This window comes from Dyadobacter sp., assembly GCF_017744695.1.
Classification (GTDB): Bacteria; Bacteroidota; Bacteroidia; order Cytophagales; family Spirosomataceae; genus Dyadobacter.
In genome coordinates this window covers 159,772-184,482 of the sequence record NZ_JAGIAS010000006.1, presented here as the reverse complement: position 1 = coordinate 184,482, position 24,711 = coordinate 159,772, and the positions used below count along the sequence as shown (strand labels likewise).

The following is a 24,711-nucleotide window of genomic DNA, read 5'->3' as shown; positions in this document are numbered from 1 at the left end:
ACAAATTATTTTCTTCCTTTATCTTTTTTTGCGGTGTGGCCACGGAAGTTACGGGTTGGAGAGAACTCGCCCAGTTTGTGTCCTACCATGTTTTCAGTCACGTAAACCGGGATAAACTTGTTTCCGTTGTGAACTGCAAATGTGTGCCCGATAAAATCAGGCGAAATCATTGAGCGCCGCGACCAGGTCTTGATGACAGATTTACGCGACGAGTTGTTCATCGTTTCAACTTTGGCTTCGAGACGAAAGTCGATATATGGTCCTTTTTTTAATGAGCGTGCCATGTTCTACTTATTTTTTACGACGGCTGATAATCAATTTCTCAGAATGCTTGTTGCGGTTACGTGTCTTGAGACCTTTCGCGAACTGACCATTTCTAGAACGAGGCTGACCTCCTGACGAACGGCCTTCACCACCACCCATCGGGTGATCAACAGGGTTCATAGCAACACCACGTACGCGTGGACGACGTCCCAACCATCTTCTGCGGCCCGCTTTTCCAAGCGAAACGTTCATGTGGCTGGCGTTTGAAACAACTCCAACTGTTGCGATACAAGTAGCCAATACCATACGCATTTCGCCAGAAGGCATTTTCAATACGGCATATTTACCACCTTCTCTCGCTACCAGCTGCGCGTAAGCACCGGCGCTTCTTGCAAACTGACCACCTTTACCGGGAGTCAATTCAATGTTGTGTACAATCGTACCGACAGGCATAGATCCCAATGGTAGGGCATTTCCAACCTCAGGAGCTACTGAATTGCCTGACACGATAACTTGTCCAACTTTCAGGCCGTTCGGAGCGATGATGTAACGTTTTTCTTGGTCCTCAAACTGGATCAGGGCGATACGCGCTGAACGGTTTGGATCGTATTCGATCGTAAGGACAGTAGCGGGAGCATCAAAACGATTTCTTTTGAAGTCGATAACGCGGTATTTTTTCTTGTGACCGCCACCAATATATCGCATGGTACGATGTCCCTGGCTGTTACGACCACCTGTTCTCTTGATGGGTTCCAGAAGACTCTTCTCAGGTTTCGACGCGGTGATCTCCTCGAATGTAGGAGCCGAGCGGAAACGCTGACCAGCACTTGTAGGTTTTAATTTTTTAACTGCCATTTGCTATTAACTCGTCTAATGATTTGAAATCGTTCAACTAGGCTTCACCGTAGATATCGATGGCTTCGCCTTCGGCTACTGTGATGATCGCCTTTTTGATCGTTGACGTTTTTCCAGTGACAAACTTACCTCCCGATGTGCGGGATTTGCTTTTACCAATGCTACGCATGGTGTGAACGCTTTCTACGGTAACCCCGAACAGTTTCTCAACAGCTTTCTTGATCTCTACCTTGTTTGCAGTAAGGGAGACTTCGAAAGCGTATTTACCTTGACCACCCTGAGCCGTTACCTTTTCGGTTATAATCGGACGTTTCAGTACACTCATTGTTATTTGTTCAATTGGGTTTCCAAAATAGAAATAGCAGATTCACTAATCAGAAGACGGTCTGCATTCATCAGGTCATATGTATTTACCGAGTCAACAGTAGTAACTTTCGCTTTTGGAATGTTACGGCTTGACAGGTATACATTGTTATCGATCTCAGGAAGGATCAATAATGTTTTGGTGTTCACCAGAGAAAGGGAATTCAAAACATTCAAGTAAGACTTTGTTTTAGGAGCATCGAAAGTGAAGGCTTCCAAAACAGAGATAGCGGAAGAAGCAGCTTTCACTGAAAGCGCAGATTTGCGCGCCAGCGCTTTTACTTTCTTGTTCAGCTTGAAACCATAAGTACGTGGGCGTGGACCGAAAATACGACCACCACCTACGAACACTGGTGACTTCATGCTACCCGCACGAGCACCGCCGGTTCCCTTCTGGCGTTTCAGCTTGCGTGTTGAGAGGCTAACCTCTGCACGCTCCTTTGATTTGTGCGTTCCCTGACGCTGGTTGGCCAGGTAAAGCTTTACATCGAGATAGATAGCGTGCGTGTTAGGCTCGATGCCGAATACTTCCTCGGACACGTTTACCTTCTTGCCGGTATCTTCTCCTTTTATATTTAATACGGACAGTTCCATTGGTACTACTTCTCAATGATTAGAAATGAATTCTTTGAACCAGGTACCGAGCCACTCACAACAAGAATGTTCTGCTCAGGTATCACTTTCAGAATACGCAAATTCTGAATCTTTACACGATTGTTACCCATGCGTCCACCCATACGGATACCTTTGAATACGCGTGATGGGAATGAACAAGCACCAATCGAACCTGGGTGACGGGCCCTGTTGTGCTGACCGTGCGTCTGACCACCTACCCCGCCGAATCCGTGACGTTTTACAACACCTTGGAAACCACGACCTTTGGCAGATCCTACTACGTCAACAAACTCGCCTTCTTCAAAGATGTCCTGTACGGACAATGAAGTTCCAAGTTCATGTTCCACTTCGAATTCCTTGAACTCAACCAATTTTTGTTTGGGAGTCGTGTTGGCTTTCTTGAAGTGGCCAATCAGAGGCTGGGAGGTGTTCTTTTCTTTCTTCTCACCAAAACCTAACTGGATAGCCTTATAGCCATCCTTTTCTTCGGACCTAACTTGTGTTACAACACAAGGACCAGCTTGGATCACAGTACATGCCAGAGCCTGCCCGTCAGCATTGTACAAACTAGTCATTCCGATTTTTTTACCAATTAAACCAGACATGTTTGAAATTTAAATTTAGCAGGTAAAACCCCTTAATCTTTAAAACGGACTGCAAAGGTAGAAAAAACGATTTTTATATCCTAGCAGCCTAAAAATATTTCTCGCTGATAATCAGCAAAAAAGGTCAGATGAACGAACATCTGACCTCATTTTTCGAGAAGCTGACTGATACCGCATCTAACTACGTGCCTGTCAGGCTTTTCTGAGTTCAGATGTGGTTTCCAGAGGAACCCGGACCTTCATCCAATTTATGTGATGACTTAAATGAATAAGCCGGTATTGCTAAACTTTGATCTCTACGTCAACGCCGCTTGGCAATTCGAGCTTCATCAGGGCGTCTACCGTTTTTGCACTTGTAGAGAAGATGTCCACCAAACGCTTGTAAGTACAAAGCTGGAACTGCTCTCTTGATTTCTTGTTAACGTGCGGCGAACGAAGAACAGTGAATTTCTCTGTCTTTGTAGGCAAAGGAATAGGACCGCTTACTACCGCGCCTGTTGCCTTTACTGCCTTAACAATTTTCTCAGCTGACTTGTCAACCAAGTTGTGGTCGAATGACCGAAGTTTGATACGGATCTTTTGATTCATTGTATTGGTTTGTTTCCGGTTCAGAAAATCTCGCCGGTGACCCCGGCAATTACACCTGCAAAAGAACCATTTACTTCACAGGCTATATCATCAGAAATGCGTTGCAGAATGGCTCCTGCAACGCATTCGTTTTATTAAGCTTTAACGAGACCTTTCGCCTTCTCGATAACACCCTCAGCGATGTTATTCGGAACGATTTCGTAGTAAGCGAATGTCAAAGAAGCAGTAGCACGGCCTGATGACATTGTACGAAGATCAGTTACATAACCGAACAATTCTGACAAAGGCACATCAGCCTTGATCACCTGCGCACCGTTACGGGTGTCCATACCGCGCATGATACCACGGCGACGGTTCAAGTCACCTGTGATAGGACCTGTGTATTCGTCCGGAGTCAGAACTTCCACGTGCATGATAGGCTCCATCAATTTCGATCCGGCGTGACGAGCAGCTTCTTTAAAACCAAGCTTAGCAGCCAATTCGAAAGAGAGTGAATCTGAATCGACATCGTGGAATGAACCGTGGAACAAACGCACTTTCATCGAATCCAATGGATATCCTGCAAGCGCGCCGTTGATCATCGCAGCTTCGAAACCTTTCTGTACAGGAGCGATGAATTCGCGAGGGATAGCACCACCTACCACTTCGTTCACAAACTGCAAACCTTGTTTCGGCTCTTTGCCTTCTTCGTTGTCGTCACGTGGTCCGATTTCGAATACGATATCGGCGAATTTACCGCGACCACCCGTTTGTTTCTTGTAAACCTCGCGGTGTTCGTAGTTCTTGGTAAGGATCTCTTTGTAAGCAACCTGAGGAGCACCCTGGTTTACTTCCACTTTGAACTCACGACGCATACGGTCGATGATGATTTCAAGGTGAAGCTCACCCATCCCTTTGATGATCGTCTGACCAGTCTCTTCGTTAGATTCAACCTGGAGGGTTGGATCTTCTTCAATCAGCTTGGTGATTGCTTTCGAGAAGTTATCGCTGTCAGCCGCTTTCTTAGGCTCGATCGCATAACCGATTACCGGCTCTGGGAACACCATTGATTCGAGGATGATCGGTGATTTTTCTTCTGAAAGGGTATCTCCTGTCTTGATATCTTTGAAACCTACTACCGCACCAATGTCACCTGCTTCCAGCTTGTCGATTTGATTTTGCTTGTTAGCGTGCATTTGGAAAATACGGGAGATACGCTCTTTGTTACCTGAACGGTTGTTCAATACATAAGAACCTGACTCAAGTACACCCGAGTAAGAACGGATGAAGCAAAGGCGACCTACGTAAGGGTCAGTTGCAATTTTGAATGCCAATGCACAGAATGGATCTGTTTCGGATGGCTTACGGCTGATTTCGTTACCTGTGCGTGGATCTGTACCAACGATGTTTTCGCGATCCAAAGGTGAAGGCAGGATAGCCATCACGTAATCCAGCATCGTTTGAACGCCTTTGTTTTTGAAAGAAGAACCGCAAACCATCGGAACGATCTTCATGCTGATCGTCGCAGCGCGCAATGCAGCAAGGATTTCGTCTTCTGTGATCGAGTTAGGATCTTCGAAATATTTCTCCATCAAAGTCTCGTCGAACTCAGCAACCGCTTCGAGCAATTTCTCTCTCCATTCGGTAGCTTCTTCCAACATATCGTCAGGAATAGGCACCTCGGTGAAAGTCATACCTTTATCAGCTTCGTTCCACTCGATACCGCGGAAGTTAACCAGGTCGACCACGCCGCGGAAAGTATCTTCTGCACCGATAGGCAATTGAAGAGGTACAGCGTAGCTGCCCAACATTTCTTTCACCTGGTTGCAAACTTTCAGGAAGTCAGCACCTGAACGGTCCATTTTGTTCACGAAACCGATACGTGCTACATTATAGTTGTTAGCAAGGCGCCAGTTTGTTTCAGACTGAGGCTCAACACCATCTACTGCACTGAAAAGGAACACAAGACCATCCAATACACGAAGAGAACGGTTTACTTCAACGGTGAAGTCAACGTGTCCCGGAGTATCGATGATGTTGATGTGGTATTTTTCGTTGCGGTAGTTCCAGTTAACAGTCGTAGCAGCGGATGTAATAGTGATACCACGCTCCTGCTCCTGCTCCATCCAGTCCATCGTAGCAGCACCATCGTGCACCTCTCCGATTTTGTGGCTAACCCCTGCGTAGTAAAGGATACGCTCCGTTGTCGTTGTTTTACCGGCATCAATGTGCGCAGCAATACCTATGTTTCTTGTTAATCTTAAATCACGTGCCATGACAGATGGTGATGTGTTTTTTTATATTCAAAGTGCAATTCAATGCGAAGCTGTTCGAACTTTCCTCTTAGCGTAAAGTGCTGGTTTTGAAAATTCAGAGCGCAAAAGTATAAATTGTTGATTATAAAAACAATTAAGGAAAAGTTATTTTTCTCAAAACCACTAAAATAAAAATCGGGAACCCGGATAAACCGGGCTCCCGACCATAATTTATGTCTGCGCTTCTGCTTAGAAACGGAAGTGCGAGAACGCCTTGTTGGCATCTGCCATACGGTGCGTATCGTCTTTCTTCTTCACAGCGGCACCTTCACCTTTCGCAGCAGCGATGATTTCGCCAGCCAGACGGTCAACCATGGTTTTCTCACCACGCTTACGTGCGTAGTTGATCAACCATTTCATGCCCAGTGACTGCTTACGCTCAGGACGAACTTCGGTAGGAACCTGGAAGGTAGCACCACCTACACGGCGGCTTTTAACCTCAACAGAAGGAGTCACATTGTTCAATGCTTTTCTCCAAGTTTCCAGGCCGCTTTCGCTGGTTTTTTTCTCAACCAACTCCAATGCGTCGTAGAAAATAGTGAATGCGATACTCTTCTTTCCTTCGTACATCAGGTTGTTAACGAATTTGGTAACCTGTACGTCCCGGAACTTCGGATCAGGAAGGATATATCTCTTTTTAGGTTTCGACTTTCTCATTTTGTCTTAATGTTTTTAACGAGGTTTCGTTTTGCAACTTATTCACCCTGAGGTAATGATCAGGATTACTTCCCTTTTATAAGAATTGAATTACTTAATAAAAGCAGAGAGAGTTACTTTTTATTTTTTCTTACCTTTTACTGGTGCTGCCGGAGCTTGTCCTGGTTTCGGGCGCTTAGCACCGTATTTAGAACGACGTTGTTTACGTCCGTTAACACCTGCGGTATCCAATGCACCACGGATGATGTGGTAACGAACACCTGGCAAATCCTTCACACGACCACCGCGGATCAATACGATCGAGTGCTCTTGCAGGTTGTGGCCTTCACCTGGGATGTAGGCATTCACCTCCTTGTTGTTCGACAGACGAACACGGGCTACTTTACGAAGCGCCGAGTTTGGCTTCTTAGGCGTAGTAGTGTACACCCGGGTGCACACGCCCCTGCGCTGAGGGCATGAATCCAAAGCCGGAGACTTGGATTTCCATGTAATGGTCTCTCTACCTTTACGGACTAATTGTGAAATAGTAGGCATTTAACAATTTGATTTTGATCCGGTTAGCAAACCGGTCGTTTGTTATATAAACACTTTTCCCGAAAAATCGGACTGCAAAAGTAATAAACCATCCTTGATTTACAAACCGTTAACAACTTTTTTTATCCATTTTCTACCATTCCGCGTCAGAGGTTGTCAGGAAGTGGTCAGGAAATAGTCAGGAGTTGTCAAGAAGTAGTCGAAAATAGTCAGGTTGTTGTCGGGAAATGGTCGGAGAATAGTTGGTTATGTAACCGTTGGGTTTTGGAGAAATGGCGGGTTCGGGCGGTAAATGCAGCAGAAAATCGTGAAATGCTCATTTTTCGAATAAAATTCTTCCTATATAGTATCCTGAATTTTATTTCCAATCGTTGTTTATTAGTATTGTTTTCAGAAACCCAGTGCGCGTCGAATCGTTTGATTTTATACTTTACATTATGAAACTTATCCGGAGTTACTTTACTCTCATAGTTTGTTTTGCCATTTGTGTATACTTGTCCGGCTGCAACTCGGCGATGCAGGCATATAAAGACGGCCAAAAGAAATTTGCAAACGGAGAATATGACCTCGCCATCAAAGGTTTCCAGAAGGCTGCCGAAGCCGATATAGAACCGGTACAGACCAGCTATATGATCGCCGAGTCGTACCGCCTCTCCAACCGCTTCAAGGAGGCAGTCCCCTACTATAAAAAAGCGCTAGACGGAGGTATTACCAATGCCGACGCCCGTTTTCAATATGCTTATGCATTGAAAACAACTGGGGACTATGCCGGCGCTTCCGCCCAGTTTTCTGAATTCGCGAAAAGCCAGGGCGTCCCGCAGAACTTACAGGAACGTGCATTGCGCGAGGTGGAGATCCTTAAAATCGCCGACCGGTTGAAAACCACCAAAATGGAAGTAGAGTTGAAAGACCTTCCGCTGAACACAGCCGGCTCCGAGTTTTCACCCACTGTGGTCGGTAACGAACTGGTTTTCTCTTCTTCCAAAAAAGAAAAAATCTACAAGAACAACGGCCAGCCAATGCTGGGTCTTTATAAAATCAATATCGCGTCCGACGCAGGCAATACACAGGGCAACCCGGTTGTTTTTAGCCAGGACATTTTCTCGCCCGACGCCAACGAAGGCTCACCTGCATTCTCGCCCGACGGCAAAACGCTGGTTTTCGCAAGAGGTAACACCGGCAAAAAGAACGGCGGTGTGGATGTGGACTTGTATATGAGCCGCAATATCAATGGCCAATGGACGCCTCCCGCAATCCTGCCTATCAACGACTCCCTCGCCTGGGATGGCTCGCCCGCCTTCTCGCGTGACGGCAAAACGCTTTACTTCGCATCTAACCGAGCCGGCGGCGTAGGCGGCATCGACATTTACCGCACTAACATGGATGCGTCGGGCCGGTTCAGCCGCCCGGTGAATATGGGGAGAGATATTAATACCCCCGGTGACGACATGTTCCCTTATGTGGCAGAAGGCGGAAAGCTCTATTTTGCATCGGACGGCCACCCCGGCCTCGGGAAGCTCGACCTGTTTTCAGCGACCAGAACACAGGGAGTTATCACCATCGAAAACATGGGGCTGCCTTTCAATAGCCCGCAGGACGATTTTGGATTAGTATTTTATCAAAATCTGAACAAGGGCTTTTTCGCATCGAACCGCGACGGCGGCAAGGGTGACGACGACATTTATTACTTCGCCGGACCGGAAGAAGAGGACACAACAAAAATTGCGAAACATACCGACCCGAACGACCCGCTTAATCCGAATAACCCCAACTTCATTAACGGTAAGCGAAAAGTAGTACGCTACTTCCTTGGCGGAACTGTTCTGGCAAATGGCGAAACCCCTACCCCGATCGATTCGGCGGTGGTGCACATTCTACCTGATACTTCGGATACCCAAATCGCCGAATTCCCGACTGCCAAAGATGGCAAGTTTGGCAGACAGCCGGTGGAAGAAGGTCAATCCTATCAACTACTCGTTCAGCGTAAAGGCTATATCAGCAAACGCGAGCCATTCTCGATGTCGGGCCGCAACATTCCACCGATATTCCTGACCAAAGAATTAACGGATACGACATTCAATGTGACCATCAAGCTCGACAAGCTGGAACTGAACAAAACCTTCGTTCTCGAAAACATCTACTATGATTTGAACAAATACAATATCCGCCCGGATGCCGCAGTGGAGCTCGACAAGCTTGTTCAAATCCTGAAAGACAACCCGACGATGACAATCGAACTGAGCTCACATACGGATGCGCGCGCAACCGACGCCTATAACATGACCCTCTCGCAAAACCGCGCGGAGTCGGCCGTGGCGTATCTGAACTCCAAAGGCATCGCAGCGGAGCGAATGGAAGCCAAGGGATACGGCGAACGGGAGCTTATTATCCCTAATGCCAAAACAGAGGAAGAACACCAACGCAACCGTCGTACTGAATTCACAATCCTGAGCTATTGATTTAACCAGCCATAGGAAAGCCCGCTGCGAACCGATCGATTTCGCAGCGGGCTTTTTCCTATTATTTGCCCGATTCATTTTTCGTATACTTGCATATCTTAATATTTCCCAAAGAGTACTTATCAGTTTGTATTAATGGCCCGTCGCATCATCTATTGGTTCAGGAATGATTTGAGGTTAAAGGACAACCAGGCACTTTCCGCTGCCGCCGGTTCCGCCGACGAAATTATCCCCGTATATGTTTTTGATCCCCGTCAATTCGAAAAAACAAAACTCGGCTTCCGCAGAACGGGCGCATTACGAGCTAGGTTTCTGATTGAATCCGTTGCCGAACTTCGCGAAAATATCCGGCAAAAAGGCGGCGACCTGCTCATCCGCACAGGTAAGCCCGAAGAGATCGTTGCCAAACTGGCCGAAGATTACAATGCCGATTACGTCTACACAAGTAAGGAAATAGCACCCCAGGAAACCCGCATTGAATCTTCATTAAGTAAAAATCTCAAAACGGCGAACGTAGACATTAAGCTCTTTTGGATGGATACGATAATCAGTGCAACCGACTTGCCATTTCCCGTATCCAAGCTACCGTCCGGCTTTCCCGAATTTGAACGGCTGCTAAGCAACGATCTGAAAATAAAAGACCAGTTTCCGACGCCGGAAACGATCACATTGCCGGCCGATTTCGAAGCAGGCGCCATTCCCGGCTTGCCGGAACTCGGGATCGACCCAAATGAAATACCCTCGAAAGCCTCCGGTGTGTCAACTGGCGGAGAAACGCATGCATTGGCTGTTTTGAAAGAATATGTGGAGCAATATGTTAAAAAGGACATTACCTACACATCCGCAGAGCCCCTTACCGACACCCGGCTTTCCGACTGGTTATCGCTGGGCTGCATATCGGCATCCTATATTTATCGTAGCGTAAAAACAGCCCAGTCGCACGCCGTAACGGAAGATGCCATTATCACTAACTTGCTCAGAAGAGAGTTCCTGCATTGGACATTGCTCCGGTTCGGCCCGCGGATGTTCAAACCGAGTGGTGTAAAACATCATTTCAATCGCCGCTGGAAGAATGACAATGCTGCATTTGAAAAATGGACGAAAGGAGAAACCGAAGACCAGACAATAAATGATATTATCCGGAAGCTAAATACTACCGGTTTCATTACGGCCTCGGAACGCGAGTCGGCCGCGAGATACCTCGTCGATGGTCTGGACATTAACTGGACGTGGGGTGCGATGTTCTTTGAAAGCCTGCTGCTGGACTACGAAGCGTCCGTCAACTGGGGCCGCTGGAATAACATAGCAGGTGTCGGAGAAGGTTAATTTACTTGATTTTTACTTAAAAACCCGCCATCCCGCTCTATGAGGGCAATATTGGCTCAGGGAACCGGTTATGTAGTTTTTCTTAAAGATTTTGCTAGCTTTGGTCAACTTTGAACCACATTCAATAACTCTAAACTGAATATTAAAATGTCAAAAGGACTCATTGCAGTTATCGTCGTTGTTCTGATTCTAGGATTTGTTGGCTGCGGTAAATATAATGGCCTCGTACAGAAAGATGAGGTCGTGAAGGAATCGTGGGCCGGAGTGGAAAGCCAGTACCAGCGCCGCGCCGACCTTATTCCTAACCTGGTGAACACCGTTAAAGGTGCTGCCGATTTCGAAAAAAGCACATTGACAGCCGTGATCGAAGCGCGTAGCAAAGCGACGCAAACCACGATCAATGCCGATCAGCTTACCCCTGAAAACATCGCCAAGTTCCAGGCGGCACAGGATCAGTTGAGCGGTTCGTTGTCCCGCCTGCTTGTTTCGGTTGAACAATATCCGCAACTGAAAGCCAACCAGAACTTCCTCGAACTGCAAGCCCAGCTCGAAGGCACCGAAAACCGCATTACCGTGGAACGTGGCAAGTTCAACACGGTGGTGAAGGACTATAACCAGGAAGTGCGCACCTTCCCGACCAACCTCTTCGCCGGGGTGTTCGGTTTCTCCCAGAAAGGCTACTTCACAGCCGCACCGGGTTCAGAAAAAGCGCCTACCGTACAATTCTAATTTTTAGCGCCGGGCCATTTCAAGTCCGGCGCAATGTTTTTCTTCCATCCGTATCAACCCGCCCCATGGCAACCGAATCCCTATTTTTCACCGACGAGGAGCAGCAATACATTATTGAGGCAATTCAGGAAGCAGAAAAACAGACTTCCGGGGAAGTGAAAGTGCATATCGAGAAGAAATGCCCTCTTCCTGACGTCATGGAACGGGCCAAGGAAGTGTTCCTGTTCCTCCAATTGCACGAAACCGCCGAACGTAACGGGGTATTGTTTTACCTCGCATACGAAGACCGCAAATTCGCGGTATTGGGGGATAAGGGGATCGACGAAAAAGTCTCGGCCACGTTTTGGGACAGCACCAAAGAGCTTCTTCGGAACCACTTCAAGGCAGGTGAATTCAAGGAAGGGCTTCGCCACGGCATCCTGGAAGCGGGATTGCAACTAAAAAAACACTTCCCCTACCAGTCCGGCGACATCAACGAACTTCCGGATGATATTTCGTTCGGCCAATAAACTATGAAGCAATTCATCATTTACCTATTGCTTGTGATCGCGGCGTTTGCCGGCGTGCAGGCGCAGGATATTCCACCCAAGCCCGATCCGCCAAGGCTCGTCAATGACCTTGCCAATCAGCTTAGCCCCAATGAGCGGCAAATGCTGGAACAGAAACTCGTGGCTTACAACGACTCCACTTCCTCCCAGATCGTGATCGTGACCGTACCGACATTGGGCGACTACCCTATTGCCGATTACGCATTCAAACTCGGTACCGAATGGGGCGTCGGCCAGAAAGGTAAAAACAATGGTATCGTACTGCTCTGGGCACCGAAGGAGCGGAAAGTGTTTATCGCTACCGGCTACGGCCTCGAAGGCGCAATCCCCGACGCCATTGCCAAACGCATTGTATCGCAGGTGATCACGCCGCAGTTCAAGGCCGGGCAGTTTTACCAGGGCCTGAGTGACGGCGTCGATATGATATTCAAATACGCTTCGGGCGAATACAAAGCCGATCCGAGGCAGGACAGCGGTGACGGCGGTGATTTCTCGCCATTGTTGATTGTGGTGATCATATTCATTATTATCATGATCATCATTTTTCGCAACCGGGGCGGCGGAGGCGGTAACCGTGGCTATCGCGATATCGGCATTCCACCGATATTCTTTCCGTACACCACGCATTCGGGCCGCGGCAGCAGCTCGGGCAATTGGGGTGGTGGTTTCGGAGGTGGTGACGGTGGAGGCTTTGGTGGATTCGGAGGCGGTAGCTTTGGAGGTGGCGGCGCTGGCGGTGATTATTAGCATTCCAAACGATCCATATATGAAAGCGGGCAGAAGCATTTGGTCTTCTATCCGCTTTTCTTTTGTGACCCCGGGGCGACGTATACTAGTGGCATGCTTTTTTGTACATATTCCATAAACTATATCACCAAAACCTAAACGAAGTTTTATGGAAAGGAAAAGCAATACCGGTCTGGTAGTCGGATTGATCCTGATGACCATCCTGGCAGCAGTGTTCGGATACCTTTATTATAAAGAACACAACATTACCCAAAAGCAGGAAACTGACCTGACAGCCCGGGTTCAGGAACTGGCGGCCTCCGAAATCAAGCTGGATTCGATCTCCAAACAGCTCGACGCTCGCATTCTCGAAGTACAGAACCTCGGTGGCGATATCGCCGAACTACAAAAAGTAAAGGCTTCCCTCGAAAGCGACCGCGCCGCATTACGCAAAGGCAATACGAACATGGGTCGAAAAATCAAGGAATATGAGGAATTTCTCACCAAAAAGGACACTGAGATCGCGCAGCTCCGGGAAGAAAACCAGCAGCTGATCAGTCAAAACGAAGGCCTTACGCAAGAACGAAACGAGTTACAGACCAGCCGCCAGGCAGTACGCGATTCGCTAAGCGGGGTACAAGCCCAAAATACCGAACTCGAATCGAAGGTAACCATGGCCGCAGCCCTGCGCGCACGTAACGTGAAGGTGTACGCGGTATCGTCGAAGGGCAAGGTGCGCGAGGGCGAAAATGTGAAATCGAAAAGAGTGGATAAGGTGCGTGTGGACTTCATTCTCGAAAAGAACCCGCTCACCGCGACAGACAATAAAACCATCTATCTCCGCATCATCGATCCAAGCGGGGCTACTATTTCGGATACCAAAACCGGGTCCGGCGTTTTCCAGTACAACGGGCAGGAACAGGGCTATACCATCAGCAAGGATGTGTTGTATTCCAACAACAATCAGGACGTAAGTATTATGTACGACCGCGACGCGCCGTTCACGTCGGGCAGGTACACCATCGAGCTTTATTCCGAAGGATTTTCAATCGGTGAAGGGTCATTCTCCGTTAAATAATCCAGTCGTTAAACCGTTTGTTCATAGCGGTAGCAGTCATTACAAACTGCTACCGCTTTTATTTTGATGATTGATTGATATTTACCCATAATTCCTATCTTGCACGATAAAAACAACTGTTTACAACCCCAAAAACCAAATAAAACACTTCTCTTTCTATGTCTTCACAGATTTCCCAAAAACACCCTACGGGACTGTTTGTCTTATCATTTGCCGAAATGTGGGAACGCTTCAGCTACTATGGCATGCGAGCGATTCTACTACTTTTCCTCCTCGATAATATCAACGGCGGAATGGGAATGAGCGCAGCGGAAGGCACAGCCGTCTACGGGCTTTATACAAGCTCAGTTTATTTGCTCACATTGCCTGGTGGCTGGCTCGCCGATAATGTTTTGGGACAAAAAAAGGCTATATGGTATGGCGGCATTATCATCATGTTGGGCCACATTATTCTGGCTGTTCCCGCAGGAAGCGCGATATTTTTCCTTGGACTGGCCACTGTCGCTATTGGAACCGGGCTTCTTAAACCGAATATCAGCTCCATTGTGAGTGAACTCTATCCCGAAGGTGGTGCACGTCGTGATGCCGCATTTTCCATTTTTTACATTGGAATCAATCTCGGATCATTTTTCGGGATTCTTCTGGTTGGCTATCTGGGAGAGAGAGTCGACTGGCATGCTGGCTTCGGAGCTGCCGCCGTTGGAATGTTATTCGGTTTGATTGTTTTCAAAATCGGTGGAGCAAAGTATTTGAGAGGACTGGGCGAAGTTCCTTCTGCCAAAACAGACACATCGGCTTTGGAAAACACACAGTCAGGCACAAATAGTATGCTGGGCTATGGACTGATCGCATTGCTGGTCATTTTCCTTGTTGCGCTTCAATACTTTAATGTAATAGATATGACAACAGCGCAAGGTCTTGCTCAGGGTGCAGGTGTTATCATCGTTTCTATTGCCACGGCATACTTTCTCTACATTCTCGTCGCTGGCGGACTTACCCGTGTTGAGCAATTTCGCATCGTCGTTCTGATTATCCTGTTTCTGGCAATTGCATTATTCTGGGCAGGCTATGAGCAAGCGGGAACTTCATTGCAAATCTTCGCAGAACGACACACCCAACGCATGATCGGCGGCTGGGAAGTTCCGTCGAGCTGGTTCCAAAATTTCCAACCAGCATTTGTATTGATTTTTGCGCCAATGTTAGCAAGCTTGTGGATTAGACTATCTTCGCAAGGCAAGAATCCTTCAACTCCTGTAAAGTTTGCCACGGGTCTGATTTTACTAGGCCTTAGCTTTTTTGTCATGGTCGCTGCTTCCAATATTGCAGTTAAAGGCGAACTGGCGTCTCCGTTCTTTCTGACATTCACATATTTCCTGCATACCATCGGTGAACTCTGTGTAAGCCCCGTTGGGTTGAGCTCCTATACTAAATTAGCCCCTAAGCGTTACCTCAGCCAATTAATGGGTATCTGGTTTGTTGGAGCGGCTCTTGGGAACCTCATCGCCGGCCTCTTCGCAGGTGGCTTCGACGAATCGAATATCCTGCAAATGCCGGCATTGTTTAACCAGGTGGCTATTATTACGACCATTTTCGGTCTGATCCTGCTCGTGTTCTGGAAACCGATCAAAGGCTGGATGGGCGGTATTCACTAAGTCTTTTTATATACTTCAAAAACAAATACATCACAAAAATGAAATCAGCCGCATTCCGTGCTGCCGCTTTGGCCCTTGTAGTGAGCCTGGCAGGATGTAAAAAAGAAAAGGAGGAAACCGACACCACCAAAGTACCCGGCTTCGATGTGAGCTCGCTCGACTCGACAGCCAAAGCCTGCGACGACTTCGATGCCTACGCCAACGGCGGCTGGAAAAAGAAAAACCCGATCCCCGGCACCGAAAGCCGTTGGGGCGCTTTCGGGATACTGGACAAAGAGAATAAGGAAGTTCGCCTGAAAGGCATCATCGAAGAGATTACCAAAGTTCAGGACCGCAAGAATGGCACCGAAGAGCAGCAGATCGCCGACTATTATCAGTCGTTCCTCGATACCGCAACGGTCGAGAAACGTGCGCTGGATCCTTTGAAACCCTATCTCGACAAAATCAATGCGGTGGCTTCGCTGAAAGACCTCGCAGCCGTAGCCGGCGAAATGCAGAAGGTGGGTGTGGAAACGGTGACCGGTTTCGGTGTGGAAGGAGATTTGAGAAACAGTAAAGTCAATATCCTCTACCAGGGACAGGACGGCCTTAGCCTCGGTGAGCGCAGCTATTACGATCGCACCGATTCCAGCACGGTGAAAGTGCGCGGTGAGTTTGTGAAGCATATCGATAAAATGTTCTCAATGGCCGGCTTCCCCGACGCTAACCCGGGCCAGACGATCCTTGATTTCGAAACTAAAGTCGCGAAACTGCAACTGACTAATGTGGAGCTGCGCGACCCGGTGAAGACTTACAACAAAATGGCTTTCGCCGATTTTGAGAAGCTGATCCCGGATTTCGACCAGAAGACATTTGCGGATAAACAGGATATCAAGACCGACACACTTGTAGTCCAGAATAAGCCTTACCTCCAGAATCTGAACAAACTTCTGAAAGCAACGCCGATCGCGACTTTGAAACTGTATACCAAATGGCAGTTGCTCTCAAACTTCGCAGGTTACCTGCCCAGGAAGTTCGATCAGGAGGATTTCCGCTTCTTTGCGACCGTAATGCGTGGTACCAAGCAGCAAAAAGGCCGCGTGGAGCGCGCGATACGTTCTACCGATGGCCTGCTCGGTATGCCGCTAGGTAAGTTGTTTGTCAAGAAATACTTCCCTGAAGAGGACAAGAAGAAGGTTTCCGAAATGATCGAAAACGTGCGCACTGTGTACGGCGAGCGCATCGACAAGCTGACCTGGATGAGCGACTCCACCAAGGCCAAAGCGCACAAGAAGCTCAAAGCATTTACCTACAAAATTGGCTATCCCGACAAATGGAAGGATTATTCATCGATCAAAATCGCACCGGATAAGCTTTTTGAGAACGTAATCGAGGCATCGCTGTTCCAGCATAAAGAAAATATCGAGAAAATCGGCAAGGAAGTCGACAAGAAGGAATGGCTTATGACACCGCAAACCGTGAATGCCTATTACAACCCGCTGAACAACGAGGTGGTGTTCCCGGCCGGTATTCTGCAACCGCCGTTCTATAACCGTAATGCCGATGATGCGATCAACTATGGCGGTATCATTGCCGTAATCGGGCATGAGTTCACCCACGGTTTCGACGACCAGGGCTCGCAATTCGACGATGAGGGTAACCTGAAAAACTGGTGGACCGCCGCCGACCGGGCTAATTTCGACAAGCTGACCAAACGTTACATCGACTATTTCAGCGGCATTGAAGCGCTACCAGGCTTTAAAATCAACGGTGCATTGACCATCGGCGAGAACGTAGCCGACCTTGGTGGTTTGACATTGGCCTATTATGCTTTGGAGAAATCATTCAACGGCAAGGAGCCGGCTCCGATCGACGGGTTTACCTGGAAACAACGTTTCTTCCTCGGCTGGGCGCAGGTTTGGCATATGAACACCACCGACGAGGCATTGCGCAACCAGGTACAAACCGACCCGCATTCTCCTGCCCGCGACCGCATCAATGGTCCGTTGCCGCATTTGAAGGAGTTTCAGGCGGCATGGAGCTGCGGCGCCGGGAGCAAGATGGTACTGCCGGATTCGTCGCGGATTGTGATCTGGTAGTGGAGCTTTTGAGTTAAGAGTTGAGAGTTTATGAGTTCAGAGTTGAAAGTTCAAAACTCTAAACTCTAAACTCTAAACTCATAAACTCTAAACTCATAAACTCGAAACTTCACAAACCTCATTTCCCCGCAAGATACTTGTTCCGATAAGCACTCGGACTACACCCCTTAGCCTGCCTGAATTGGCGGGCTATATTTTTGCTATCCCCCAGCCCCATATCCAGCGCAATTTCAAACACCGACATGTCGGTATCGAGCAATTTTTGCGTGAATTTCTCGATACGCAGATTGAAAATATATTTATAAATCGGGTAACCCGTAATTTCCAGAAAACGCTTTTCCAGTGCCCGGCGCGACAGCGGTACCTGCTTCACAACCTCATCCACATGCAGGTTTTTGTCGATGTTCTGGTGGATGTATTTCAATGATGAAGCGATGTGGTCATCGGCAGTCGCATAAATGTCCGTTGAATGGCGGGTTATGACCTGGGTGGGGCGTACTATCACATCGTAATAGTCTTTCATGCCATGCTTGATCATGTAATCGAGCAGTTTTGCTGCGTCATAGCCCCCCTTTTCCACATCCAGCGCGATGCTCGAAAGCGGCGGATCGGAGAGATCGCAGATCATCTCATCGTTATCCACCCCGAGCACGGCTACCTCCTCGGGTATGCGTATGCCCACGTGCCTGCAAGCCTCGGTGATATGCTGGCCCTGGTTATCGTCGCAAGTCATCAGGCCGATCGGCTTGGGCAGTGATTTCAGCCAGCGGCTCAGCGAGCTGGGTTTATAATACCAAAGCTCCGTCGACCGCGACTTTTTGTGCTCGAAGTAATGCACTTTGTGCCCTTTCCTGCGCAAATGCTCTTCAAACCCTTCCGCACGCTCGCGTGACCATACGATGTCGTTGAAACCGTAAAAGGCGAAATTCGTAAAACCTTTTTTGAGAAAGTAATCGGCGCCCATTTGCCCGGCTTCATGGTAGGCACCCGTAATGTTGGGAATTTCGGTAAAACGTTCCTTGAAATCCTGCGCAATGACCGGGATCCCGGCTCGTACGATCTTGTCGATCTCCTTATTATATAGTTGCCCGACGATACCGTCCGCCCCCCATTCCAGCGCCCATTTCAGGATACCGTCGATCCCGATCGTCTCACGGTGGAAAAGTGGCATCCGGCAGAAGATCCACGGCCCAAACTCCCTGGAATACGCATTGATCCCCTTCATCAGGCTCTTACTGTATTCTTCGGCAAAGTCGAGCAGGAGAATGATTTTGTACATATAAATACCCTTTCAACCAAGCTTGAACAGCTCCTTCACGCTCGATACCGTTTCATTATTGACCAGCGGTTTGGCCCACATGCCGATACTCAAAATATAGCCCAGTGGAATTAACAGGAAAAGCATGGCGAAACGCAGCCCTACCAATTCTCCCAGGCCGCCGACGATCAGCGGAACTACCGCGCCACCTGCGATACCCGCACAAAGAATACCGGAAAACGTCCCGTGATGCCTTGGTACCGAGTTCAATGCCAGTGAGAATATCACCGAATACATGACTGAGGCAAAAAAACCAGCCATTGGAAAGCCTATCAGCGCCATTCCTTTCGAACCAAAAAGGGCCATCAGAAGCGATGCAATGCCGCCGCAAGTGAAGAAAATAAGCACTTTCCGGCTATCGAAGATTTTCAATAATATCAATCCAAGGAAACAACCGATGGTAAGCAGGCCCCAGAAATAAGAAATAACCGAAGCGCCGGTCGTGGCCGGATCCACCTCGTGGTAAGTTTGTAAGAATTGGGAAATCCAGTTGGCAATGCCCTGCTCCGTACCCACATACGCAAATATGCCGAGGAAGAACAACCATACCAGCTTGTTCGCCGCCAGTTCGCCAAACGACTTGCCCACGTCAATCCGCTCATCTTCCAGCAGTTCTACTTTCGGGAATTTTACAACTGCTATCACCACCACCATCGCCAGGGCAATCGCCGCGAAAACCCAGTACAGCGAAACCCATTTCAGGTTTTCGGGGACCAATCCATTTAATATATCAATCAAAAAACCGGAGTTGTCTGAATGCACATTTAGCACAAGATAACTGTAAAGCAACGGGCTCAGGAACGATGCCGCGCCAAAAAACAGCTGCGCCAGTACTGAATAGAATGCAAACTTCTCCTCCCCGCCCGAAACTCGCAAAAGCGGATTAATGACTACCTGCAAAATGGCCATTCCAATGCCGATCAGGAACAAGGAAAATAGTGCGATAGCAAAACCTGGTATCAATGCAAAGAGTAATGCGCCCCCGAATGCCAGCAGGAACGCGCCAATTAACATTACCTTTTCGCCGAATTTCTCCACCATCAACCCCGCCGGAATCGACATCACTCCATAAGCGACGAAGAATGCAAAAGGCAGGAAACCCGCCAATCCGATGCTCAGATCGAAGCTTTTGACAATGTCGGGGATAATCGGACCGAGAATGTTGGTCAGAAACGAAATGACGAAAAAGATCAGGAAGATCAGTACTACGATGAAAATATTCCTTTGCATGAGGGCTGCGCGTGGTTTGGTAGCCTAATTTAATTTAAAACTGCATTACATCAATCGTCGAGCAGTGCCGCAGCACCCAGCAATGCAATATTCTCGTTTTCGGATAGCAGTAGTGTCAGCCTTTTCAAAGATTCGGGATATGCGAAATCCTGAATGCTGTCCAGCATGCTATCCTGAAAAAACCGGTTGGCCTTCGCAATGGAACCGCCCATGACGATCGCCTCGGGGTCGTAGGTGTACATGATCGCCTTGATCACCGCACCCAGGTGTACCCCGAATTCTTCCCAGACTTCAATGGCCTCCCTGCTACCTTTCAATGCCGCCTCGTGCGCTGCAAATGCATCGATACCCAGGGAATCTTCGAAAAACCGGCTGCATACATAGTTTTCCAGTATTGAATCCTTGTAAGGCAGCATCCCGATCTCCCCTGCCCCGCAATTCTTTCCCGCATACAAATGGTTATCGATGATAATGCCCGAGCCCAGCCCTGTGCCAATCGCCATCCCGATCACCGACCGGAATTTCCTCGCCAGTCCGAACCGGTGCTCGCCGAGTATGAAGCAATTCACGTCATTATTTACAGAAACCGGCAGATTGAATTCCTTTTCCACAATATCACGCAATGCGACCTCTTCCCAGGAGGGGATATTCATGACATTATAAACAATGCCCTTGCTCACATCCACGACCGAAGGCACCCCAATGCCTATGCCCTTTACGGGGTAGGCCGTCAGCGGACGGATCACATCCATCAGTTGGTCAAGTGTTGCCGACAGTGAATGTTTATTGGCCAGTAATGTCTGATTTTGCCGGGTAATATGGCCACCCGACTCGATGCCGGCACGAATGTTCGTGCCGCCGAGATCTACACCAATGTTCATCGACGGTGAGGAGTTGAGCTGTAAGCTGCGTTAAACGATCAGTTCGGTCAACGGGCTGTCACTACACTGCTGCGGCTCGATCGTCCGGCCAGATCGAAGCTTTTCAGCGTAACAGTACCCGAGACTTTCACAGGGCTTTCGTAAAGTTGCGAAGTCTCGGTAGGCTCGGAGCCGTCGGTCGTGTAGCGGATTGCCAGGCCTGGCAGTTCCACATTCGCTTTCAACATTCCGTTTTCTATGATCGCGCCCGGTTGAGGCAAGCGGTAATGATAGCCCCCGTTGATATACTTTAGTCTCGGGAGATGCTTTTGGGCTATCGAGTTTGCAAAAATATTCCACCCTTCGGCCATCATTGCCTTTCTGGCCGCATCGTCGGCTACGTTTTCCCACTTCCTTTCGGCTGCCCAGGCGCTCTCGGAAAAGCCCAAAAGCTTAGGCAGGATCGAATACTCCATCATATCACGTCCCTTGATTGTCTCGCTCCAGAGCTGTGCCTCGATACCATAAACGTTCTTACGCGCCTCGGGTTTCATCTGCTGTTTCCCCACAAACTCCTCCTTCATCGGCTTGCCCATAGCGGTTTCCTCGGTGGTACGGAACATATTGAATGGCGCAAATGCCCAGTTGTCGCGGGTATCTACAAACCCGCCCCAATACAGGCCCGGTTCCTTGGGATCGTTGTTGTACGACATGTCGAAATAGAAGTTGGTCACATTACATAGCACCACCGGATAGCCGGCGTTCGCCAGTCGATTACCCAGATCCACATCATACACATTGTTCCAAACGTACGGATACACCTCGTGCCCGACGAACTCCGGATTGGCGAGATAAGCGCCCGTTTCCGTTTTATTCAATGCCACCTCTTCCCAGCCATGCACTTTCAGGTTACGTTTTTCGAGCATAGGCAGAAGTTTCCTGAAAAAGTAAGATTGCAAATAGCGCGGCCCTTTCACCTCGGGATGTTCCTGCAACAGCTTGGCTGCCATCGGCGATTTCGTCCACACACCATCCGCCACCTCGTCGCCGCCGGTGTGGAAAGTATCCATTTTCAAACCCGCCTGCTCGTACAGTTTCGCGATTTCATCCACCACTTTCACAAAGAAATTGTAGGTCGATTCACGCGCGACGCTCACGACATTGTTCTTGTACCCTTGTGCCGAAATGTAAACCGACTTATCATCCGGATCGATCAGACGGTACTCATTCGCCTCCTTTTCTTTGCCTTCCTTCATCAACCGCTCATACCTCGCCTCCATCGATTTGATAGCCGCCAATGCGTGGCCCGGGAAGTTCAGTTCAGGGATGATTTTGATGTGCCGCTCATGGGCATATTTAAGTATTTCAATGAAATCAGCCTTGGTGTAATAGCCGCTTCCATGCTTGCCTTTCTCGTTGGCGACCGGTCCCGACCCATAGCCCGGGTGCAATGCGTTCGCATTCATACCCGACGTGTGCTGGCGTTGCGCGCCTACCTGTGTAAGTTCCGGCAGGCCGTCGATCTCGATCCGCCAACCTTCGTCCTCGGTAGTATAAAGCAATAAATGGTTGACCTTATAAGATGAAAGCAGGTCGATTATGCGTTTCACCGATTCCTTCGTCTGGAAGTTACGTGCTACATCCAGGTGCAAACTCCTGAACTGAAATCGTGGCGCGTCCTGCACCTGCACGTATGCAAAGCCCACCGAAGCGACAGGCTTCTGATAAGCGTCTGTCGGAGCGAGTTGCAAAAGACTTTGAACGCCGTAAAATACGCCTGCGGCATCGCTCCCCTCGATCGTAATGCCTGTTTGACCAATATTGAGATTGTATGCTTCGCTGGAAATGCCATTCACCGCTACTTTACCTGTTTTCAAAACAATGGCCGCCTCTTCCGAAGAACCTTTATTAGGCAAGCCGGCCCGGATCGGCAGGTCGGTACCGGTGAGCGTTTTCAATTTGCTGATCAGGTATCTGGCCTCGCTTTCGAGCCCTTCCTGGTAGAATACATTCGTTTTACCGGTTAATGTGAATGTACCAGCAGCAGGAACGAGTTTTACCGGGCTTGGGATGATTTTCAAAAGCTGCTCTTCGCCCAGTTTTGTAAAGGCGGTGTTTGCCTTATAACGCGTTTCGGCCGTCGGCACCTCTTTCAAATCCATTTTGCCGCGAAGGATCTGCTCCTTGGTAGTGAATGGCTCGATGGCATAGTCTGCTACCTCAACGATGCTCTTTTCCTTGCCCTCATCATCATAAAACACAAAATACAAGCCCAGCGGCGCATCCGTTTCCTTGATCACCCCTTCCGTGCCCGTGTAGGTAATGGTCATCGAATCCTTCGGGCGCATGATAAAATCCTTTGCCGGTACCATCTGGTACCAGTCGCCGTTGATATGCTTCACTACCGCCGGCTCCGGCGTTTTGTTGGACTGGATCGGCCGCGGCGACATATTCCAAAACAGTTTCCAGTTTGAACCGTCCAGCGTAAAATCACTCCCGTTGCGGATCGTAAACTGTGCTTTAAACGTACCATCAGGTTCCGTAAAATTGCTGACAAGCTTCCAGGAAACCGCGATTTTCTCGGCTTGTTCCTTGGTTACATCGCCTGATCTTTTGCAGCCTGCGATCAGCAGCATACCACACAGGAGAAGCGAAAGCGGGAGTAGTTTCTTCATAAGGTCAAAAAGGCTGGGGGATGATTTTTCCGGTGTTAGGAATACAACTTCCTAATTACTGACAATTGCGTAAAATATACTAGTGAAGGGTGCAAAAAGCGTCGGGAGTAGCCCTTTTGCACCCCCTCGCCGTACATAACCCTATAAACAGCTGATATGGAAAACCCCTCTGTCCCTTCGTCTCGATTACTCTCGCTGGACGCAATGCGTGGGTTTACCATTGCGGCAATGATCATGGTTAATTTCCCGGGACACGAGGATTTTGTGTTTCCCACGCTCCGCCATACCCGGTGGAACGGACTGACATTTACGGACCTCATCGCGCCTACTTTCCTTTTTATCGTCGGCGTTTCCATTGCATTGGCCTATTCCAAGAAACGGCGTGCGCCGAAGGGTGAATTGTACCGCAAGATCATCATCCGCTCGCTGAAAATATTTGCAGTTGGCATGTTACTCAATATGCTGCCCGATTTCAACTTCGCCAATCTGCGCTACACCGGCACACTCCACCGCATCGCGATCGTGTTTCTCGTGTGCGCGATCCTTTTCTTAAATACCAACTGGAAGCAACAACTCGGCCTGGCCATTACCATTCTCCTGCTCTACTGGCTCGGCTTGACCACCATCCCGACGCCCGGCATTGGTAAGGTCATGCTCGAACCGGGTGTGAACCTCGCTGCGTGGATCGACCAGCAATACTTGCCAGGCAAAATGTGGCAGGGTAACTGGGACCCCGAAGGGATTTTGAGCACATTTCCGTCCATCGCAACCACCATTACCGGCATACTCGCAGGCCAATTGATGCTCCTGCCGCTATCTCCCAACGAAAAGAGCAACTACCTGCTAACCGCAGGCTTTGCCAGCGCCGCTTTGGGCTATTTCTGGAACCTGATTTTCCCTACCAATGAAAACCTCTGGACCAGCTCTTTTGTACTGGTAACTTCCGGTTTCGCTTCCATGCTGCTTGGTGCATTGTATTTCCTGATCGACATTCGAGGGCGCAAGCGCGGCACTATGCCAGGTGTCATTTTCGGGGCCAATGCGATTGCCGCGTACGTTCTGGCCGATATTCTTGCATTGTTATTTTACATTATGCCTGCCGGCGGCGATACTTTGAACCATCATGCTGTTGCCGCATTGTCGCAAACGGGAATGGACCCGCGCTTGGCCAGCATGCTTTACGCGCTCTTTTTTGTGTGTATCAATTTCATTCCGGCTTATCTGCTCTATAAAAAACGGATTTTCATTAAGCTCTAA

Annotated in this window: 22 protein-coding genes; 9 read left to right on the top strand and 13 right to left on the bottom strand. The window is 48.7% G+C overall.

Annotated features, from left to right (window positions below):
- Nucleotides 1–5 precede the first annotated feature (5 nt).
- From rpsS to rpsL, 9 genes are all read right to left on the bottom strand, one after another.
- A complete protein-coding gene (gene rpsS / locus J7619_RS21445) occupies nt 6–284 on the bottom strand; it encodes a 30S ribosomal protein S19 (RefSeq protein WP_015813792.1) in 279 nt (92 codons plus the stop codon).
- 7 nt (nt 285–291) lie between these two features.
- On the bottom strand, nt 292–1,119 hold the full coding sequence (rplB, locus tag J7619_RS21440; protein WP_090152019.1) for a 50S ribosomal protein L2: 828 nt from the start codon (nt 1,117–1,119) through the stop codon (nt 292–294).
- A 37-nt stretch (nt 1,120–1,156) separates the two neighbouring features.
- On the bottom strand, nt 1,157–1,444 hold the full coding sequence (gene rplW, locus J7619_RS21435) for a 50S ribosomal protein L23 (protein WP_015813790.1): 288 nt from the start codon (nt 1,442–1,444) through the stop codon (nt 1,157–1,159).
- Nucleotides 1,445–1,446: 2 nt separating this feature from the next.
- Entirely contained in the window at nt 1,447–2,076 is a 630-nt protein-coding gene (gene rplD, locus J7619_RS21430) for a 50S ribosomal protein L4 (protein ID WP_106594289.1), read from the bottom strand.
- A 5-nt stretch (nt 2,077–2,081) separates the two neighbouring features.
- A complete protein-coding gene (gene rplC / locus J7619_RS21425; protein WP_015813788.1) occupies nt 2,082–2,702 on the bottom strand; it encodes a 50S ribosomal protein L3 in 621 nt (206 codons plus the stop codon).
- 282 nt (nt 2,703–2,984) lie between these two features.
- Nucleotides 2,985–3,290, bottom strand: coding sequence for a 30S ribosomal protein S10 (rpsJ, locus tag J7619_RS21420; protein WP_015813787.1), 306 nt, complete (start codon nt 3,288–3,290; stop codon nt 2,985–2,987).
- Between the two features lie 134 nt (nt 3,291–3,424).
- Complete coding sequence (fusA, locus tag J7619_RS21415) at nt 3,425–5,545, bottom strand: elongation factor G (protein WP_291203475.1); 2,121 nt, start codon at nt 5,543–5,545, stop codon at nt 3,425–3,427.
- Between the two features lie 228 nt (nt 5,546–5,773).
- The gene (gene rpsG, locus J7619_RS21410) at nt 5,774–6,241 is read right to left on the bottom strand and encodes a 30S ribosomal protein S7 (protein WP_090152008.1); all 468 of its coding nucleotides are present in this window, start codon (nt 6,239–6,241) and stop codon (nt 5,774–5,776) included.
- Nucleotides 6,242–6,361: 120 nt separating this feature from the next.
- A complete protein-coding gene (gene rpsL, locus J7619_RS21405) occupies nt 6,362–6,775 on the bottom strand; it encodes a 30S ribosomal protein S12 (RefSeq protein WP_026350530.1) in 414 nt (137 codons plus the stop codon).
- Nucleotides 6,776–7,290: 515 nt separating this feature from the next.
- On the opposite strand from rpsL, the gene J7619_RS21400 reads away from it, so the two are divergent.
- From J7619_RS21400 to J7619_RS21365, 8 genes are all read left to right on the top strand, one after another.
- Nucleotides 7,291–9,234 carry an OmpA family protein gene (locus J7619_RS21400; RefSeq protein WP_291203470.1) on the top strand — a complete coding sequence of 648 codons (1,944 nt, stop codon included), beginning with the start codon at nt 7,291–7,293 and terminating at the stop codon, nt 9,232–9,234.
- A 135-nt stretch (nt 9,235–9,369) separates the two neighbouring features.
- Nucleotides 9,370–10,560 (top strand): deoxyribodipyrimidine photo-lyase, encoded by a 1,191-nt coding sequence (locus tag J7619_RS21395; protein ID WP_291203467.1) that lies wholly within the window; start codon nt 9,370–9,372, stop codon nt 10,558–10,560.
- 147 nt (nt 10,561–10,707) lie between these two features.
- Nucleotides 10,708–11,289, top strand: a complete 582-nt coding sequence (locus J7619_RS21390; RefSeq protein ID WP_291203464.1) for a LemA family protein — start codon at nt 10,708–10,710, stop codon at nt 11,287–11,289.
- Nucleotides 11,290–11,354: 65 nt separating this feature from the next.
- Nucleotides 11,355–11,798 carry a TPM domain-containing protein gene (locus tag J7619_RS21385; RefSeq protein ID WP_291203461.1) on the top strand — a complete coding sequence of 148 codons (444 nt, stop codon included), beginning with the start codon at nt 11,355–11,357 and terminating at the stop codon, nt 11,796–11,798.
- Nucleotides 11,799–11,801: 3 nt separating this feature from the next.
- Nucleotides 11,802–12,584, top strand: coding sequence for a YgcG family protein (locus tag J7619_RS21380; RefSeq protein ID WP_291203456.1), 783 nt, complete (start codon nt 11,802–11,804; stop codon nt 12,582–12,584).
- Nucleotides 12,585–12,732: 148 nt separating this feature from the next.
- The gene (locus J7619_RS21375; protein WP_291203455.1) at nt 12,733–13,641 is read left to right on the top strand and encodes a hypothetical protein; all 909 of its coding nucleotides are present in this window, start codon (nt 12,733–12,735) and stop codon (nt 13,639–13,641) included.
- Nucleotides 13,642–13,799: 158 nt separating this feature from the next.
- On the top strand, nt 13,800–15,293 hold the full coding sequence (locus J7619_RS21370) for a peptide MFS transporter (RefSeq protein WP_291203453.1): 1,494 nt from the start codon (nt 13,800–13,802) through the stop codon (nt 15,291–15,293).
- A 38-nt stretch (nt 15,294–15,331) separates the two neighbouring features.
- A complete protein-coding gene (locus J7619_RS21365) occupies nt 15,332–17,371 on the top strand; it encodes a M13 family metallopeptidase (RefSeq protein ID WP_291203451.1) in 2,040 nt (679 codons plus the stop codon).
- A gap of 118 nt (nt 17,372–17,489) precedes the next feature.
- Here the strand turns inward: J7619_RS21365 and J7619_RS21360 are convergent, their stop codons facing one another.
- Genes J7619_RS21360 through J7619_RS21345 form a run of 4 tightly spaced genes read right to left on the bottom strand, consistent with a single transcriptional unit; the run spans nt 17,490 to nt 23,454 of the window.
- Nucleotides 17,490–18,650, bottom strand: a complete 1,161-nt coding sequence (locus J7619_RS21360) for a DNA-binding transcriptional regulator (protein ID WP_291203448.1) — start codon at nt 18,648–18,650, stop codon at nt 17,490–17,492.
- A gap of 12 nt (nt 18,651–18,662) precedes the next feature.
- Entirely contained in the window at nt 18,663–19,919 is a 1,257-nt protein-coding gene (locus J7619_RS21355; RefSeq protein ID WP_291203445.1) for an MFS transporter, read from the bottom strand.
- A gap of 50 nt (nt 19,920–19,969) precedes the next feature.
- Nucleotides 19,970–20,800 carry an ROK family protein gene (locus tag J7619_RS21350; RefSeq protein WP_291203442.1) on the bottom strand — a complete coding sequence of 277 codons (831 nt, stop codon included), beginning with the start codon at nt 20,798–20,800 and terminating at the stop codon, nt 19,970–19,972.
- Nucleotides 20,801–20,847: 47 nt separating this feature from the next.
- Nucleotides 20,848–23,454: a family 20 glycosylhydrolase gene (locus J7619_RS21345; protein ID WP_291203439.1), complete on the bottom strand. Its 2,607-nt coding sequence runs from the start codon at nt 23,452–23,454 to the stop codon at nt 20,848–20,850.
- 156 nt (nt 23,455–23,610) lie between these two features.
- On the opposite strand from J7619_RS21345, the gene J7619_RS21340 reads away from it, so the two are divergent.
- Nucleotides 23,611–24,711, top strand: a complete 1,101-nt coding sequence (locus J7619_RS21340; protein WP_291203436.1) for an acyltransferase family protein — start codon at nt 23,611–23,613, stop codon at nt 24,709–24,711.